The sequence below is a fragment of the Ralstonia sp. TCR112 genome, assembly GCF_007997035.1.
GTDB classification, from domain to species: Bacteria; Pseudomonadota; Gammaproteobacteria; order Burkholderiales; family Burkholderiaceae; genus Ralstonia; species Ralstonia edaphi.
Genome location: NZ_VOSS01000106.1, coordinates 13065 through 28107, shown reverse-complemented (window position 1 = coordinate 28107; position 15043 = coordinate 13065). Strand labels below are relative to the sequence as shown.

The 15043-nt window shown below is 65.0% G+C and carries 15 protein-coding genes; 4 read left to right on the top strand and 11 right to left on the bottom strand.

Going from position 1 to position 15043, the window contains the following annotated elements; translation table 11 throughout:
- Positions 1 to 104: 104 nt before the first annotated feature.
- The 6 genes from FUT88_RS22520 to FUT88_RS22495 form a co-directional block, all read right to left on the bottom strand.
- Positions 105 to 2291: a TonB-dependent siderophore receptor gene (locus tag FUT88_RS22520; protein ID WP_147218539.1), complete on the bottom strand. Its 2187-nt coding sequence runs from the start codon at positions 2289 to 2291 to the stop codon at positions 105 to 107.
- A 117-nt stretch (positions 2292 to 2408) separates the two neighbouring features.
- The gene (locus FUT88_RS22515) at positions 2409 to 4031 is read right to left on the bottom strand and encodes a PepSY-associated TM helix domain-containing protein (protein ID WP_147218537.1); all 1623 of its coding nucleotides are present in this window, start codon (positions 4029 to 4031) and stop codon (positions 2409 to 2411) included.
- 7 nt (positions 4032 to 4038) lie between these two features.
- Positions 4039 to 4305 carry a hypothetical protein gene (locus FUT88_RS22510; protein WP_147218535.1) on the bottom strand — a complete coding sequence of 89 codons (267 nt, stop codon included), beginning with the start codon at positions 4303 to 4305 and terminating at the stop codon, positions 4039 to 4041.
- A complete protein-coding gene (locus tag FUT88_RS22505; RefSeq protein WP_147218533.1) occupies positions 4302 to 4589 on the bottom strand; it encodes a hypothetical protein in 288 nt (95 codons plus the stop codon). The genes FUT88_RS22510 and FUT88_RS22505 overlap by 4 nt, the downstream gene beginning before the upstream one ends.
- Before the next feature lie 136 nt (positions 4590 to 4725).
- Positions 4726 to 5235 carry a hypothetical protein gene (locus tag FUT88_RS22500; RefSeq protein WP_261797264.1) on the bottom strand — a complete coding sequence of 170 codons (510 nt, stop codon included), beginning with the start codon at positions 5233 to 5235 and terminating at the stop codon, positions 4726 to 4728.
- Positions 5232 to 5765, bottom strand: coding sequence for a hypothetical protein (locus tag FUT88_RS22495; protein WP_410003897.1), 534 nt, complete (start codon positions 5763 to 5765; stop codon positions 5232 to 5234). Before FUT88_RS22495 ends, FUT88_RS22500 begins: the two co-directional genes overlap by 4 nt.
- 216 nt (positions 5766 to 5981) lie before the next feature.
- On the opposite strand from FUT88_RS22495, the gene FUT88_RS22490 reads away from it, so the two are divergent.
- Together FUT88_RS22490 and FUT88_RS22485 are read left to right on the top strand one after the other, a co-directional pair.
- Positions 5982 to 6407 carry a MarR family winged helix-turn-helix transcriptional regulator gene (locus FUT88_RS22490; RefSeq protein ID WP_147218541.1) on the top strand — a complete coding sequence of 142 codons (426 nt, stop codon included), beginning with the start codon at positions 5982 to 5984 and terminating at the stop codon, positions 6405 to 6407.
- Between the two features lie 66 nt (positions 6408 to 6473).
- Entirely contained in the window at positions 6474 to 7172 is a 699-nt protein-coding gene (locus tag FUT88_RS22485) for an SDR family oxidoreductase (RefSeq protein ID WP_147218532.1), read from the top strand.
- On the opposite strand, the gene FUT88_RS22480 is transcribed toward FUT88_RS22485, so the two are convergent.
- On the bottom strand, positions 7157 to 7996 hold the full coding sequence (locus FUT88_RS22480; RefSeq protein ID WP_147218530.1) for an AraC family transcriptional regulator: 840 nt from the start codon (positions 7994 to 7996) through the stop codon (positions 7157 to 7159). The two genes, FUT88_RS22485 and FUT88_RS22480, sit on opposite strands and share 16 nt — an antisense overlap.
- A gap of 98 nt (positions 7997 to 8094) precedes the next feature.
- On the opposite strand from FUT88_RS22480, the gene FUT88_RS22475 reads away from it, so the two are divergent.
- On the top strand, positions 8095 to 8988 hold the full coding sequence (locus tag FUT88_RS22475; RefSeq protein ID WP_147218528.1) for a DMT family transporter: 894 nt from the start codon (positions 8095 to 8097) through the stop codon (positions 8986 to 8988).
- 113 nt (positions 8989 to 9101) lie between these two features.
- A complete protein-coding gene (locus tag FUT88_RS22470) occupies positions 9102 to 10142 on the top strand; it encodes a LacI family DNA-binding transcriptional regulator (protein ID WP_147218526.1) in 1041 nt (346 codons plus the stop codon).
- A gap of 14 nt (positions 10143 to 10156) precedes the next feature.
- Here the strand turns inward: FUT88_RS22470 and FUT88_RS22465 are convergent, their stop codons facing one another.
- The 4 genes from FUT88_RS22465 to xylF form a co-directional block, all read right to left on the bottom strand.
- On the bottom strand, positions 10157 to 11083 hold the full coding sequence (locus FUT88_RS22465) for an NAD-dependent epimerase/dehydratase family protein (protein WP_147218524.1): 927 nt from the start codon (positions 11081 to 11083) through the stop codon (positions 10157 to 10159).
- A gap of 139 nt (positions 11084 to 11222) precedes the next feature.
- Positions 11223 to 12425 carry a sugar ABC transporter permease gene (locus FUT88_RS22460; RefSeq protein WP_147218522.1) on the bottom strand — a complete coding sequence of 401 codons (1203 nt, stop codon included), beginning with the start codon at positions 12423 to 12425 and terminating at the stop codon, positions 11223 to 11225.
- A 6-nt stretch (positions 12426 to 12431) separates the two neighbouring features.
- A complete protein-coding gene (locus tag FUT88_RS22455) occupies positions 12432 to 13979 on the bottom strand; it encodes a xylose ABC transporter ATP-binding protein (protein ID WP_147218520.1) in 1548 nt (515 codons plus the stop codon).
- A gap of 42 nt (positions 13980 to 14021) precedes the next feature.
- A complete protein-coding gene (gene xylF, locus FUT88_RS22450) occupies positions 14022 to 15032 on the bottom strand; it encodes a D-xylose ABC transporter substrate-binding protein (RefSeq protein ID WP_147218518.1) in 1011 nt (336 codons plus the stop codon).
- Positions 15033 to 15043 lie beyond the last annotated feature (11 nt).

The following is a 15043-nucleotide window of genomic DNA, read 5'->3' as shown; positions in this document are numbered from 1 at the left end:
TTTGCTTACTTTCTTTGGCAAGACAAAGAAGCTGAGTCACCCCGGCAGGGGATGAAACAAGGGATGCACCACCAAGATCAAACTTCGAACCAAAAACCAAAACATCAAAAATAAACCGTAGCACTAGCCCTAACCGTCCGAGGCGCCCCCTGCACCAGAATGAACCCCCAACTCGGCAACCAGTACTTCTCATTCGTCAGGTTGTCGACATTGAACCGCAGCGTCACCGGCTTGCCGCCCACCTTGGTCGAATACCGCGCCCCCACATCAAACGTGTGATACCCCGGCACGATGTTGCTGTTGTCCGCTTCAAGCGCCGAGTTGCCGACGTACTGGCCACCCGCCGACAGCACGAGCCCAGGCACCGGCGGCACGGCATATTCCACATAGGCCGTCGCTTTGAAGCGTGGCGACCCGTAGGCGCGTTTGCCCAGCACGGAGGCATCGGACTCCGTGTTCTCGGAATTCATGAACAGCACCCCGCCCAGCAGCGTCCAGTCCCGCGCGAGCTTGCCACGCGCGCTCAATTCGAGCCCGCGATAACGCGTCATGCCGTCTTGTGTATAGACGTTGTCCGGCCGCAGATACGCCAGCCCGCGCTGCACCTGGAACAGCGCCGCGCCGAATGTCCAGTCGTGGAGTTCCGCCTTGGCGCCGACCTCGATCTGCTTGCTCTTGAGCGGCCCGAATACCGTGCCCGCGTTGAGTGCGGTGATTGGTGCGGTGGCGCCGGCTTCAAGCGATTCCACATAGCTCGTGTACAGCGTCACCGGTTGCACGGGTTTGAACATGAGCGCCAGCGTGGGCGTGATCGGCTCGCGGGTGTATTTGGCCGAGGTGCTGCCGTCGGCGTTGTAGCCGGTCTGGTTGAAGCGCGTGTAGCGCAACCCACCCAGCACCGACCAGTGCTCGTTGAACTTGGCCGTATCGCTCGCAAAGACGGACGTCTGGTCGATCCGGGATGTGCGAGCCAGACCGTCGGACGCGGGCACCCGCATCGGTGTCGCCCCGGACGACACGAACGCCGACGTGTCGTACAGGTTGCCGGTGCCGAGCAGCGTGGAAGCAAAGCCACCCGTGGCTTGCGTGAGACTCTGCCACGAGGTGCCGAAGACGAGTTCATGCTCGATCGGGCCTGTGCGCACCTTGCCGTTGGCCATGACCTGCGCCTGGCTGTATTGGTAGCGCTGGTAAGAGCTGTACTGCAGCTCACTGAAGTTGCCCGCGTTGTCCGTCAGCTGGATCGCGCTGTCGGCGTTGCCTCGGTTCTGCTGCGTGTAGCGATAGGCGGCGCGCACGTTCCAGTCGGGCGTGGCCGCCCAGTTCAGTTCGGTGCCGACGGATTTGATTTCGGTCTCGTAATACGACCCGCGCGACGACACGCGTTGACTGCCGTCAATGGCGCGCGGCGTGCGCACGAACTCCGTGACCGGCACACCAAAATCCTGGCCGGGGATGATGCCGTAGTAGGCGCCCTGCACGTTGCGCTGCATGTACAGGCCGTCGAACGACCACTGCAGATCGGGCGTGATGCGCGCATCGAGTGCGAGCGATGCGGAGTCGCGCTTGATATGGCCACCGTCGACAAAGGTGTCGCCTTCTTCATGCACCACACCCAGGCGCGCGCCCAGGGCCTTGGTGGGACCGAAGCGTCCGCCCACATCGAGCGATTCCTTGAGCGTGCCGCCACTGGTGAATCCGAACGTGGCGCTGCCGCCAAAGGTGTTGGTCGGGCGTTTGGTCACGAAATTGGCGATGCCGCCCGGCGTGCCAAAGCCATACATGAAACCCGACAGGCCCTTGAGCAGTTCCACGCGTTCGAAGTGTTCGAGCGGCACATCGCTGCCCCAGTTGGGGACGGCCAGACCGTCGACCTTGTAGCCCTCCAGCAGGTCGAGCTGCAAGCCGCGGATGGTGATGTTCGACGCCTCGCCGATGTAGCCGTCGTTGTTGGCGGTGACTGCCGGATCGCCCTTGAAGACCTCGCCGATGGTCTGCGCCTGGCGGTTCTGGATCAGCTCCTGCGTGGCAACGTTGATGGTGAACGGCGTATCGAGCACGGCCTTGTCGCCCAGTGCGCCGGTGCTGGCCTGCTTCGCACCGTAGGCGGCGGATTTGCCGGCGGTGACTTGCGTGGCGGGCAGGTCGACCTGCGTGGTGCTCTGCTGCGCGTAGGCCGATGCGCCTGCGCCCATGGCGGCAAAAGCCAGTGCGAGCCTGCGTACGAGGGGCGTTGGGCGAAGGCGGTTGATGGAACGGCGTGAAGCGGGTGGTAAAGCGGCGGCTCGCATGATCAGCTCCCCTGAATCAATGTTGTGTGCAGGCGCGCGCAGTCGCGTGCGTGCCAACGAGCGGCATGCGCGAGTCCTGTGCGGGTGGTTGTGGTTTTTTGGTGGCGGCGTGTAGAGCTACGGCTCTCTGGCGACGCTCGGATGCAGGTCGTTGCCCACGCGCGATTCGCGCACCGGCGTGGCCCAGACGGAATCGGGCGCACCGTGGCGCGCCCGGCGCAGCGTTGCGCGCGCAAGGCCGACAAAGCCGCACGCGAGCGCCAGTGCGCCCACGTCGAAACCGGCCACCATCCAGTCGCCGCGCGCCATCGTGCGCAGCAGGTGGTCGCCAGTCACGACGGCGTTGGTGACGGGGGCAAGCACAGCCGCGATGGCGGCAGCGCTCAGCAGTTCGACGGCGCCGCGTGCTGGCGGCCGCAGCATCGCCCACGCAATCGCCGCGAAGAATACGGTGTAGTACGTCACGCCCGCCGAACGTTCTGGCCACAACAGCGCCGCTGGGAACGTCGCCATCACGCCGACGCAGCATCCGATGCACACGCCCACCGTGGCGCGGGCCAGAAGTTGATGCACCCAAGGCTGCTCCGTCTTGCGCAGCTTGCGGCGCGATTCGATCCACAGCAGGTTGCCCGAGTAGAAGACGAAGGCCCCCGCGAGACCCATCACCAGATAGGCGAGACGCAGGGCGATGTCACCGTACGTGCCGAAGTGCAAGCCGTAGACGAGGCTGTAGATGGCGTGATTGGTGTCGCGCGCATCGGGCGTCTGGGTGCCGACGAGCTTGCCGCTGGTGGGCTGCTGGGCCGCTGCGTGAATCGCCACCGAGCCGTAGTCGCCGACCGCGCGCGTGCTACTGCCGCGTAGTTCCGCCACGGCATTCGCATCGCCAATCTGCTGGTAGTGGATCGACTTGACGGTGAAGTTCGGGTCGGCCGCCTCGCGTGCACGGGCCAGCAGTTGCTCGGCCGGCAGCATGGGCGCGGCGCGCTTGGCCGCGACCACCGTGCCCGCCGCCGTGGTTACACGCGGCACCGCGTCGAACAGCTTGCCGTTGAGCGCCACGGTGTTGAACACGGTCATCAGCACGATGCTCAGACACAGCACCGGCGCGGTAATCGCAAAGATCAAGTGGAAGGGCAGGCTGAACAGTCCAAGCACGTTGTGCATGTCCATCCAGAAGCGCTTGAGATTGCGCCCCGGGCGCACGGCCAGCAGATCCTTCTTCAGGCGCGGTAAGTGCAGCAGCACGCCTGAGATGAGCGCCACACCGTAGAGCACCGAGATGGCCCCCATGAAATACATGCCCGGCTCTTCCAGCCCCAGCGAGTAATGCAGCCGGTTCAGGAAATTGGCCAGCTCGCCCTTGGAGGGTTCGATCGACAGGTCTTTCGGCGAAGTCTTGCCGGCAGCGAGCCCACTGCCGGTCGTCATCTGCCACTCGCCCTTGCTGTTCTGCCAATACGCCGAGAATTCCGGTTCGCCCTCGTTCGGGAAGATGACGTACGCGCTTGCGGCAGCGGACGGATGCGTGCGCACCAGCGTGTTCACGAAGCGGTCGATATCGGCAGGGCTGGTGGCAACCGCAGCACGCTCGGCGCGCAGGGGGTTCTGCCACGCATGCAGCTCTTCATGGAAGACGGTGAGCGCACCGGCAAAGAACGCGATGAACAGCGCCCAGCCAGCCATCAGGCCCACCCAGGTATGCAGCGTCTGATACAGACGTAAGGTCGTCGATTTCATGGCGAGGTCAGGTCACCATCAAGCGCGGCAGCCACAGCACGCCGAATGACATGGCATTGGCGGCCGCCAGCACGGCCCACGCACGGGCACTGGTCGGAAACAACACGCTCACGCTGATGACCACCGCCCACAGCGGCAGGCAGGCGAGCAACGCCCCGATGACGCCGCTTTCCCAGCCGCCCGGCAGCCACAGGATCGCCAGCGTGCACAGCGCAATCGACAGCGGCAGCCCCAACACGGCACCGGCCAGCCACTTGGTGCCCATGCCGTTCATGACTGCGCCTCGCTGCATGCACGCCGTTGTTGCATCCACGCGCCCAACATGGGCCACAGCGACAAGGCCCCCGTGACCACCAGCGCCACGGCGATGACCGCCCCCGCCCGGCCCAGCACGTCGCTCCACAACACCACGGCAATGACCGCCAATGCGGCAGCAACGCTACACAGCACGCGCCCGCGCAGGCGCGAGGCGGGCGCAAGCAGCAGCACTTGGTTGGGCGCGGCCGCATACAGGCAGCCGGCGGCCAGCAGCCCGAGGAGGAGGGCAATACCGTGCATGACAGCCTTCAATTCAATTAAGAACGCAAATGATAATGATTCGTATTAAATTACACAAGCAGACGCATTTGCGCGTTGCAGTTGGGGGAATTGAGAGTGGGGGAGGGTGCGTCGGCCCTGCCGCAGCCGGGCCTCGCTACTGCAGGTTGCCCCAGCGCGGCACGGCGGGCTCGGCGTTGGCCCACTGCCATGTGCTGCCGTTCTGGCACGCGTAAATCGTGTAACCAGCACCTGGCGCGTTCTTGGGCGCGAGCGCTTCCTGAACGGTCAGCACCGCTTCGCGGCACGTGGCCAACGGCGTCGTGAACGTGCGCACGAGCACGACCTGGCCATGCGCCTTGGTGAAGCCCATCATGCGTTCGAGCGACCAGTTGAGTGAAGGCGTGCTGTCGCTCAACCGTCCGACGGCCATGGCCAGCGCATCCTGCTCGCTGGCGGCCCATTTGCGCGTCGCATATTTGATCGATGCATCGGTCGCGGCGTTGACGGACACCGCCACGCCATAGGCCACCGCGGGGTTGCCTGTGACGGTGCCGGTGGCCACGCCCGCTGCGGCGCCGGTCAACGGCCCGACCGACGAGCAGCCGGCCATCAAGCCAGCCATCAGGCCCGCACACGCTGTAACAGTCCAGCGCGCGCGGCTCATTGCAGCGACCCCCATCGCGCCGTGGCCGGTTCGGCCGTCGCCCACTTCCATTGCTTGCCGTCATGGCAGATCGACGCGACGAAGAAGTCGACCTTCGCGACGCCGTCTTCCATTCCGTCGACGGTGAAGAGGATTTCCTTGCAGTTGACCAGCGGCCCGTTGATCGAACGCGTGACCACCACGCGGCCGTGTTCGTCGGGCTCCAGGGGAATGCGGTGCTTGATCTGCCAGTTGCCGACGGTGTTGTCGGCCAGCGCCCCGGCGATCTGCGCGATGTGGTCTTGGGTTTCGGTGTGGACCACGCGTTGGCTGTGCTGCAACGCGGCCCGTGCGCCGGCTTGTACGCCCAAGCCGATGCCGGTGGCCACGGCCGCGTTGTCGGTCACCTTGGCGGCGAGGGCCGCTCCGCCGATACCGGCCGCGGCGGTCGTGCCTTCCGACATCAGCGAACTGCAGCCGCTGAGTACTAACGTGCTCAGGGCGAGCGCGCTGCCCAGCATCCGGGCAGATGCGAACCGTGGTGTGCGCATGTGTGGACTTCCAAATCTGCAACAGAGCGAATTCTAAAGGACACAGCGGCCCGCAAACGGCGATGCGGCGCGGTTTCTCACAATTGTTTTGAGTTGTGCCGCGCGCGCCATCCCGCCTCCTGTCAGCGAGGCACACAGTGTTTTTGCTGGCTTGAATCGATATCGTCCGACATGGAATCGCTTGACATGTGCATATGCACTGATAAACTGCAGCGCATGTCGCAGTTACCTGAAACCCCCAAGTGCACCGCGCTCGCCGTCCGTCAGGCGGCGCGTTATGTCACGCAGCTTTACGACCGCCATCTGGGCGAGGTCGGACTGACGTCGTCGCAGTTTTCGGTGCTCGTCGCAATTGCCACGGCCGCCGCTGAACCGACGATGGCGTCGGTGGCCGAAGCCTTGGTGATGGATCGAACCACCCTCGTGCGCGCCCTGCAACCGATGCAGCGCGATGGTTTGCTCGTCCAGAAGGCCGCATCCACAGGACGTGCGACGGCGTTGCATCTGACGCCGCGGGGGCTGGCGCTGCTCAAAGCCGCCGAGACGCATTGGCGGGCGGCTCAGCAGGAGATTGACGACAAATTCGGGGCGGACCGAGCCAGCGCGCTTCGCGAAGCCCTGTTTGCCCTCACCACGACTTGAACCCGCGCCGGGCAACGGCGCATTTTTTTGCAGTAAAACTGTGCATATGCACATATGGAGATCGACATGGATATCAAAGGCAAGACCATTCTTGTGACGGGCGCCAATCGTGGCTTGGGACGGCAGTTCACGCAGGCGCTGCTGGCCGCCGGTGCGGCCAAGGTCTACGCGGGTGCCCGCGACACGCAGTCCGTCACGCAGCCGGGCGTAGAGGCCGTGCGCCTCGACGTGACCGACGCGGAGTCGATCACCGCCGCCGCAGCAGCGCTGACGGACGTTGATGTGGTCATCAATAACGCAGGCATCATGCAGCCGGCATCCTTGCTTGCCTCCGGCGACATCGGCGCGATCCACAAGATCTTCGACGTGAACGTGTGGGGCCTGCTGGCTGTCACGCAGGCGTTTGCGCCGGTGCTCAAGCGCAACGGCGGAGGCGTCGTTGTGAACGTGCTGTCGGTGCTGAGCTGGGTGGCGCTGCCGGGCAGCGGGGCCTACAGCGCATCGAAAGCCGCGGCCTGGGCGCTCACCAATGGCTTGCGGCACGAGCTGCGTAGCCAGGGGACGCGCGTGGTGGGCGTGCACCCGGCCTACATCGATACCGACATGACGGCCGGCGTGGCTGCACCGAAGTCGACGCCTGAGCAGGTCGTTGCTGAAGTGCTGCGCGCACTGGCGGACGGCCGCGACGAGGTGCTCGTCGATGACGTTGGCCGCAACGTGAAGCAATCGCTTTCGAGCGAAGCGCCCGCTTACCTTGCGGCCTGATCGGTGATGTGCAGGGCGGGGCGTTCGGTCTCGCCGCACATCTGCCGTCGATAGCGCTCCGGCGAGAACCCGACCTGCTTGCGGAACATCGCAATGAACGCCGACGGTGCTCCGTAGCCGAGCGCGAGCGCAATGTCCTGCACCGATCGATCTTCCTTGAGCCAGACCAGCGCTCGCAGCAGGCGCACGCGGTTGCGCCATTGCACGAAGCTCATGCCGAGTTCGGTCTGGAAGCGGCGCGCAAGGGTGCGCTCGGTGCTGTGCACGCGCTCGGCCCATTGCTGCAGCGTGGTGGTGTCGGCCGGGTCCAGGCGGATGGCTTGCAGGATGGGCTCCAGCTGGCGGTCGGTGCTGTTGGGCAGGTAGCTGTCGGCGTGGCCGGCGCGCACCAGCGTTTCGACCAGCAACTCGAACTGGCGCAAGTCCCATTCGTCGGCCATGGCGGTGACGCGGCGCGTGGCGAAGTCTTCAAACAGCGCACGCACCAGCGGCGTTTGCGGAATCAGGCAGGCCATGGGCGGCAGCCGCTGCGCAAGCGGCTCGGCCATGTACACCGAGAGGAAATCCGTCGCCTGCCGGATCGATGCAGAATGCGGCTGGTTGGCTGGCACCCAGATCACGTATTCCGCAGGCGCCGTCAGCCGGCGGCCATCGACCACCACCTCCATCAGCCCGAGGTTGATGCGGTTGATCTGACCCCACGGGTGCGTGTGCGGCTCGATATCGGTTTCGGGCGCGAAATGGTCGTAGCGAAAGTAGAACGGAGCGCCCTTGGGCACCCGTAGATCGGCTTCGCGGTAGGCGGTGTACGGGATGTCGGCCACGGTTGTCGCGTTCGAGGGGGGATGTTGTCTGGTTTGAAGTATATGTTTTGAACCGGACATTACTACACTGCGGTCTTCCAGTGCTCGAGGAGGCCGCTGTGCCTGTGCTGTATCCCTTGCTGGCGGTGCTGATCTGGGCCGCCAACACGATCGTGTCGAAGGCCGCGGCCGGTGTGGTGGACCCGGCGGCCATTTCGTTCTACCGGTGGTTGCTGGCGGCCATCGTGCTTACGCCGTTCTGCGCGCGACCGCTGTGGCGCCAGCGTGGGGCTGTGCTGGCGCAGTGGCGTCCCTTTGCGGTGCTCGCGCTGCTGGGCATGGTGATGTACCAGTGCCTGGCGTATTACGCCGCGCACAGCACGAGCGCGACCAACATGGGCGTGATCGGCGCGCTGGTCCCGATGCTGGGCCTGATCCTGAACGTGGTGGTATTTCGTCAGCCTGTGGGCGCGCAGGCGGTGACGGGCGTGGTGGTGTCGCTCCTCGGCGTGCTGTATCTGCTTGGGCGCGGAGAGCCGGCCAACCTGTTCGATGGCGGCATCAACCACGGCGACGTGCTCGTGCTTGCCGGCGCCACGGCATATGCGCTTTACAACATCCTCTATCGCCGTTGGGCGCTGCCGTTCGGGCAGTGGCTCAACCTGTACGTGCAGGTGCTGATGGCCGTCGTGATGCTCGTGCCGCTGGCCATGACGGCGCATACCTTGGTCGTGCCGGCCAAGGGCATCGGGCTGGTGGTCTATGCGGGCATCGCCTCGTCGATCGCCGCGTCGTATCTGTGGATGCAAGGGCTCAAGCGCATCGGCAGCGAGCGTACGGCCGTGTTGATGAACCTGATGCCGGTCTTCACGGCCGGCATGGCCGCGGTGATGCTGGGCGAAACGGTGCACGGCTATCACTGGATCGGCGGCGGTCTCGTCCTGCTGGGCGTGAGCCTGGCGCAAGGCATCGTCCGGTTGCCGATTGGCCGTTCGGGACTGAGCGCCCGTTAGTTTTTTTCGGCCGCGCCGCGTGGGGGTTGGCGGTAAAATCGAACACATTGACGGGCGCGTGATGGTGCCCGTTCCGTGTTCCAGAACCACTCTCGCCAGACCATCGTCAGACCATGAAGCGCAACGCCGGAGCCGTCACTGTCGATGATGTTGCCGCGCATGCGGGCGTGTCCATCAAGACCGTCTCGCGCGTGCTGAATCACGAGCCCAACATCAGCGAGAAGACGCGTGCGAAGGTGGTCGAGGCGATGCAGGCGCTCGACTACCGGCCCAATCCGGCTGCCCGGCGACTGGCCAGCAAGCGCGCCGACATCATCGCGCTCGTCTACGACAACCCCTCCGACAACTACATCGTCAACATTCAGCACGGCGCGCTCGAAGCCTGCCAGGCGCTCGATTACAGCCTGCTGCTCACGCCGTGCAACTACCGAGATCCGGACCTCGCCGACCAGATCATCCAGAGTGCGCGCCAGCGTGCCCTGGCCGGCATCATCCTGACGCCGCCGGTGTCGGACGTGCCGTCGCTGATCACGGCGCTGGATGAAGCCGGTATCGACTACGTCCGGCTGGCACCGGCCGATCGCGAGCACAAGGGGTTGTCCGTCAACACCGAAGACCGCGCCGCCGCGCGTGACATGACGCTGCACCTGATCGGGCTCGGCCACCGACGCATCGGCTTCGTGGTGTGCGATCCCGCCCACGGCGCGGCGTATCAACGGGTATTCGGTTATCGCGATGCGATGGCGCAGGCCGGCATCGAAGTCGACGAACGTCTGGTCGAGCAGGGCGAGCATTCGTTCGAATCGGGCGTCGCCTGCGCTGAGCGGCTGCTCTCCTGCGAGCCGCGCCCGACCGCCATCTTTGCCGGCAACGACGACATGGCCGCCGGCGTGCTGCGGGTGGCCCAGGCCCGCGGCATCAAGGTGCCCGAAGAACTTTCCATTTGCGGCTACGACGACACGCCGCTCTCACGCCAGCTCTGGCCGGCCCTCACCACGGTGCGCCAGCCGATCCAGGCAATGGCGCACGCGGCTGTCGAGCAGCTCATCGCGATTCACCGCCCGCACCTGCCGGGGCTGAAGCCGCATTCGGTGCACGAGAATTTGCAGTATGAGCTGGTGATTCGGGAATCGACTTGTGCTCCGGCGCGTTGAGCCCGTGCGTTAACTTAGACAGGCTGCCGGATCAACCCATACAAATCATCCTGCGGCTCATACCCCAGCAACTCGCGCCCAGTCTCCAGACCCCAATCCATTCCCTGGTTGTTCGACACGCCGTTCACGACGATGGCCGGCGCTGGCCAGCGTGCCGGGTCGGCCGTGACGGAGCAGAGGAACAGCCTGCGCAGATCCCCATTCGAGAGCCACATGTTGCGGAACCAGCGCAGTGCGACGCGGCTGGCTTCGTCGGGCAACTCTGTCGGCACGGGCGTGCCGGCGGTGCCGGAATAGTTGATGTCGTTGGGGTCGTTCTCGTCGGGCAGCGCCCAGCCGATGCGCAGCGACACGATCGACAGCTTGCCGCCATTGGCCTCCGAGACGGCGCCTACGGCGTTGCACAGACGTTCGCCCATTGCCTTGGAGGTTCCATAGGCCAGCGAGTAGACGTCTTCGGTGCCGTTATTCCAGCGCGTGCCCGGCGCGGGGGGCAGCTCGGCGGTGAGTTTGCCGGGGCCGATGGTGCCGGCCAGGGGTTGATCCTTGTATGCGCCCATCGCGTGGTTGGACGACGCAAACACGAAGCGGCGCACACCGTGCGTAGCCGCGGCCTGCAGCACGTTGAGCGTCATGCCGTAAGAGGCTAGCGCCTGTTCCCACGTTGCGTCTGGCGTGGAGTGGATGGCGGCCAGGTGGATGACCGCATCGACGTTGCCGAGCAGCTCCGTCCATGCGCCATCGGCTTGCGTGAGGTCGGCCTTGACCCATTGGAAACGTTGGGCCGCTTGCGGGGAGAACTCGACGTTCTGTTCAACCCAGTCGACGCCGATGATGGACGTGCACCACGGGGCGGAGGCCAGTGCCTCGACGACCTTGCGGCCCAGGTTGCCGGCGACGCCGGTCACAAGAACGCGAGCAGGGGTTTGGTAGTCAGCCACGATGTCGGATTCTGTTCGGGATGAGAAAAAGGAAGGGGCGACCGGCGGCTGGCGCTGCTACACCGTCGCGCGCCGCCGTATCGTTCCAGATCAGGAAGGGGGCCCGGGCGGGCCCTGAGTGATGAGGGCTCTGCTGTCGTCAGCCGCGATTGGAGCCCGACAGCACGTCGATCAGCACCGCGACCACCAGCACCACGCCCTTGACGATCATCTGCCACGAGGCGTCGACGTTCATCTGCTGCATGCCGTTGTCGAGGCTGGCCATGACAAGCGCGCCGATCAGTGCGCCGTAGACGGTGCCCGAACCGCCTCGCATCGACGTGCCGCCGATGAAGCAGGCCGAGATGGCATCCAGCTCGCCGCCCACACCTGCCGAGGGCGAACCCGCCGCGGAACGCGCGGTGGTGATGATGCCCGCGAAGGCGCACATCAGGCCCATCAGCACGAACACGAACAGTTTGACGCGGCCGACGTTCACGCCGGACAGGCGCGTGGCTTCCATGTTGCCGCCCACGGCATAGACGTGACGGCCGAAGACGGTTTGCGTTGCGACGTACGAGAAGATGGCCAGAAGCACCAGCAGAATCAGCACCGGCAGCGGCACGCCGCTGGCGTCGTTGAGCACCGCGACAAAGCCAAACGATGCGGCGGCGATCGCCAGCAGCTTCAGCGCGTCAGCCCACATCGGCGTGAGCGAGAGCGACAGGCGGGCACGCTCGCGACGGCGCAGCACGGTCAGCACAACGGAACCGGCAACGATGACGGCGGCGAGCGACCACGACAGCCATGCCGGCACGAAGCTCTGCGCAAGGTTGCCGAGGTCATCGGGCACCGGGGCGATCGTCACGCTGTCGGTGCTCCACTGCAGCAAGCCGCGGAAGGCCAGCATGCCGCCCAGGCCGACGATGAACGACGGCACCCGCAGCTTGGTCGTGATGAAGCCGTTGACCACGCCGATGGCCGCGCCCGCCACAAGCACCGTGCCCACGGCCAGCCAGGTGTTCCACCCGAGGTTGACGGTCAGGATGGCGACTAGGCCGCCCAGCAGGCCAAGCAGCGAGCCGACCGAAAGATCGATCTCCCCCGCGATGATGACGAACACCATGCCGCAGGCCAGCATGCCCGTGACCGACATCTGCAGGAACAGGTTGGAGATGCTGTTGGGCTTGAGGAACGTGCCGCTGGTCTGGAAGTAGAAGAAGACCCAGATGAGCGCCACGGCCAGCAGCAGCGCCAGCACCTTGTAGCGCACGAACAGTTGCTGGATGGCACGGCCGTCCAGGCGCGGGCCGCCGTTGCCGCCGCTTTGGCGGGCGAGTTGGGATTGCAGGATATTGGACATGGCAATTCAAGCCGCTTGGCGGCCGGGTTCAGCGTTGATTGCAGCAGCCAGGATGCGCTCCTGGGTCAGGCCTTGATTGACGAAGTCGCCGCGCAATTGGCCCTCGCCGATGACCAGGACACGATCGCTCATGCCAAGGATTTCCGGCATCTCGGAAGAGACCATGATGATCGCCACGCCGCTGGCGGCCAGGTCGGCAATCATCTTGTAGATGTCGTACTTGGAGCCGACATCCACGCCGCGCGTGGGCTCATCGAGGATGAGCACCTTCGGCATCGCCAGCACCATCTTCGTGACCACGGCCTTCTGCTGGTTGCCGCCGGAAAGGCTGGCAATCGACAGCGCCGGGCTGGCCGTCTTGATGCGCAGGCGCTTGATTTCGCGGTCGACGGTGGTCAGTTCGGCGCCCTTGTCGACACGCAAACCGCGCGCGTACTGGGCCAGCGTGGCCAGCGTGATGTTTTCGCCCACGGCCATCAGCGGGACGATGCCGTGGCGCTTGCGGTCTTCCGGGACGAGGCAGATGCCGTTGGCAATCGCTTCCGCCGGCGAGCCGACCTTGACCGGCTTGCCCTCCATGATGATCTCGGCGGTGGAGCGGCCGGGGTAGGCGCCAAACAGCGCGGACACCATCTCCGTACGCCCCGCGCCGACCAGGCCGGCAATGCCGAGAATCTCGCCGCGGCGCACGGCAAAACTCACGTTGTCGGTGCGCTTGCGGTTGGGGTTGGTGACATCCCAGCAGGTGACGTTGCGCGCTTCCATCACCACTTCGCCCACGGTGTGTTCCACCTTCGGGAACAGCGATGTCATTTCGCGGCCGACCATCATCGTGATGATGTTGTCGATGGTCATGTCGGCGGCGGGGCGCGTGCCGATGTGCTTGCCGTCGCGGATGACGGTGACGGTGTCGCACACGCGCTTGACCTCATCAAGCTTGTGCGAAATGTAGACGCACGCCACGCCGCTGCGCTTGAGGTCGTCGATGATGGACAGCAGCACCTCGATTTCCTTGGCGGACAGCGACGAGGTCGGTTCGTCCAGGATCAGCAGGCGCGCGTTTTTGGCCAGCGCCTTGGCAATCTCGAAGAGCTGCTGGTGGCCGCTGCCGTAGTTCATCACGGGCGCGGCCACGTTCACATCGGTCAGGCGCAGGCGGGCGAGGAGTTCTTCTGCCTTGGCGTGCATGGCGTCGTAGTCCATGCGGCCCCCCGGCTTGGTGATCTCGTTGCCGAGGAAGATGTTCTCCGTGACGGAGAGCTGCTGCACCAGCATCAACTCCTGATGGATGATGACGATGCCGGCGCGCTCGCTGTCGCGCACGGAATGTGCGTGCAGCGGCTCACCTTCCCACAGGATCTCGCCTTCGAACGTGCCGTAGGGGTAGACCCCCGACAGCACCTTCATGAGGGTCGATTTCCCGGCGCCGTTCTCCCCGCACAAACCGACGCACTCGCCCGGCTTCACTGCCAGGCTGACGCCGTCGAGCGCGCGCACACCCGAGAACGATTTCACGATGTTGCGCATTTCGAACAGGGTGCCGTTACTGCTCATGGCGTTCTCCTACTGACTACGACTGACCACTGCATCGGCGGCTTACTTGCCGAAGATCTGCTGATGCGTATAGAAGCCATCCTTGACGACGGTGCTGTCCAGGTTGTCCTTGGTCAGCAGCGTCGGGGTCAGCAGCACGGTGTCGACGTCCTTCTTGCCGTTGTTCAGCTTGGTGTTGAACTTCGGCGTCGTGCCCTTCACGAGGTCGACGGCCATCTCGGCTGCGGTGGCGGCGATCTGCTTGATCGGCTTGTACACCGTCATGGCCTGCGTGCCTTCGGCCACGCGCTTCACGGCGGCCAAGTCAGCGTCCTGGCCCGACACCGGCACCTTGCCCGCCAGCTTCTGGCGTGCCAGCGCCTGGATCGCGCCGCCGGCCGTGCCGTCGTTGGAGGCAACGATGCCCTGGATGTTGTTGTTGTTCGCGGTCAGCGCGTTTTCAACAATGTTCTGCGCCTTGGAGGGGTCCCACTCCGGCGTCCACTGCTCGCCGACGATCTTGATGTCGCCCTTGTCGACGTACGGCTTGAGCACCTTCATCTGGCCTTCGCGCAGCAGGCGTGCGTTGTTGTCGGTCGCGGCGCCGCCCAGCAGGAAATAGTTGCCCTTCGGCGCGAGCTTGACCACGCCCTGCGCCTGCAGCTCGCCCACCTTCACGTTGTCAAAGGTCACGTAGCCGTCGATGTCGGCGTTCAGGATCAGGCGGTCATACGACACCACCTTGATGCCCTTCTTCTTGGCGCTGGCGATGGCGTTGCCCAGCACCTTGGAGTTGAACGGCACGATCACGAGCACGTCGACGTTCTGGGCGATCAGGTTTTCGATCTGGGCGATCTGCTTGGCTTCGTTGGCGTTGGCCGACTGCACGTTGACGGTCGCGCCCAGTTTCTTGGCCGATTCGACAAAGTAGTCGCGGTCGTGCGTCCAGCGCTCCACGCGCAGGTCGTCGATCGAGAAGCCGATCACCGGCGCTTCCTTGCTGGCGTGGGCCGAGGTGGCGGCGAAGGTCAGGACCGCCGCAGCGGCGAGGGTATTCAGTACGCGGGAAATCATGAAAGGTCTCC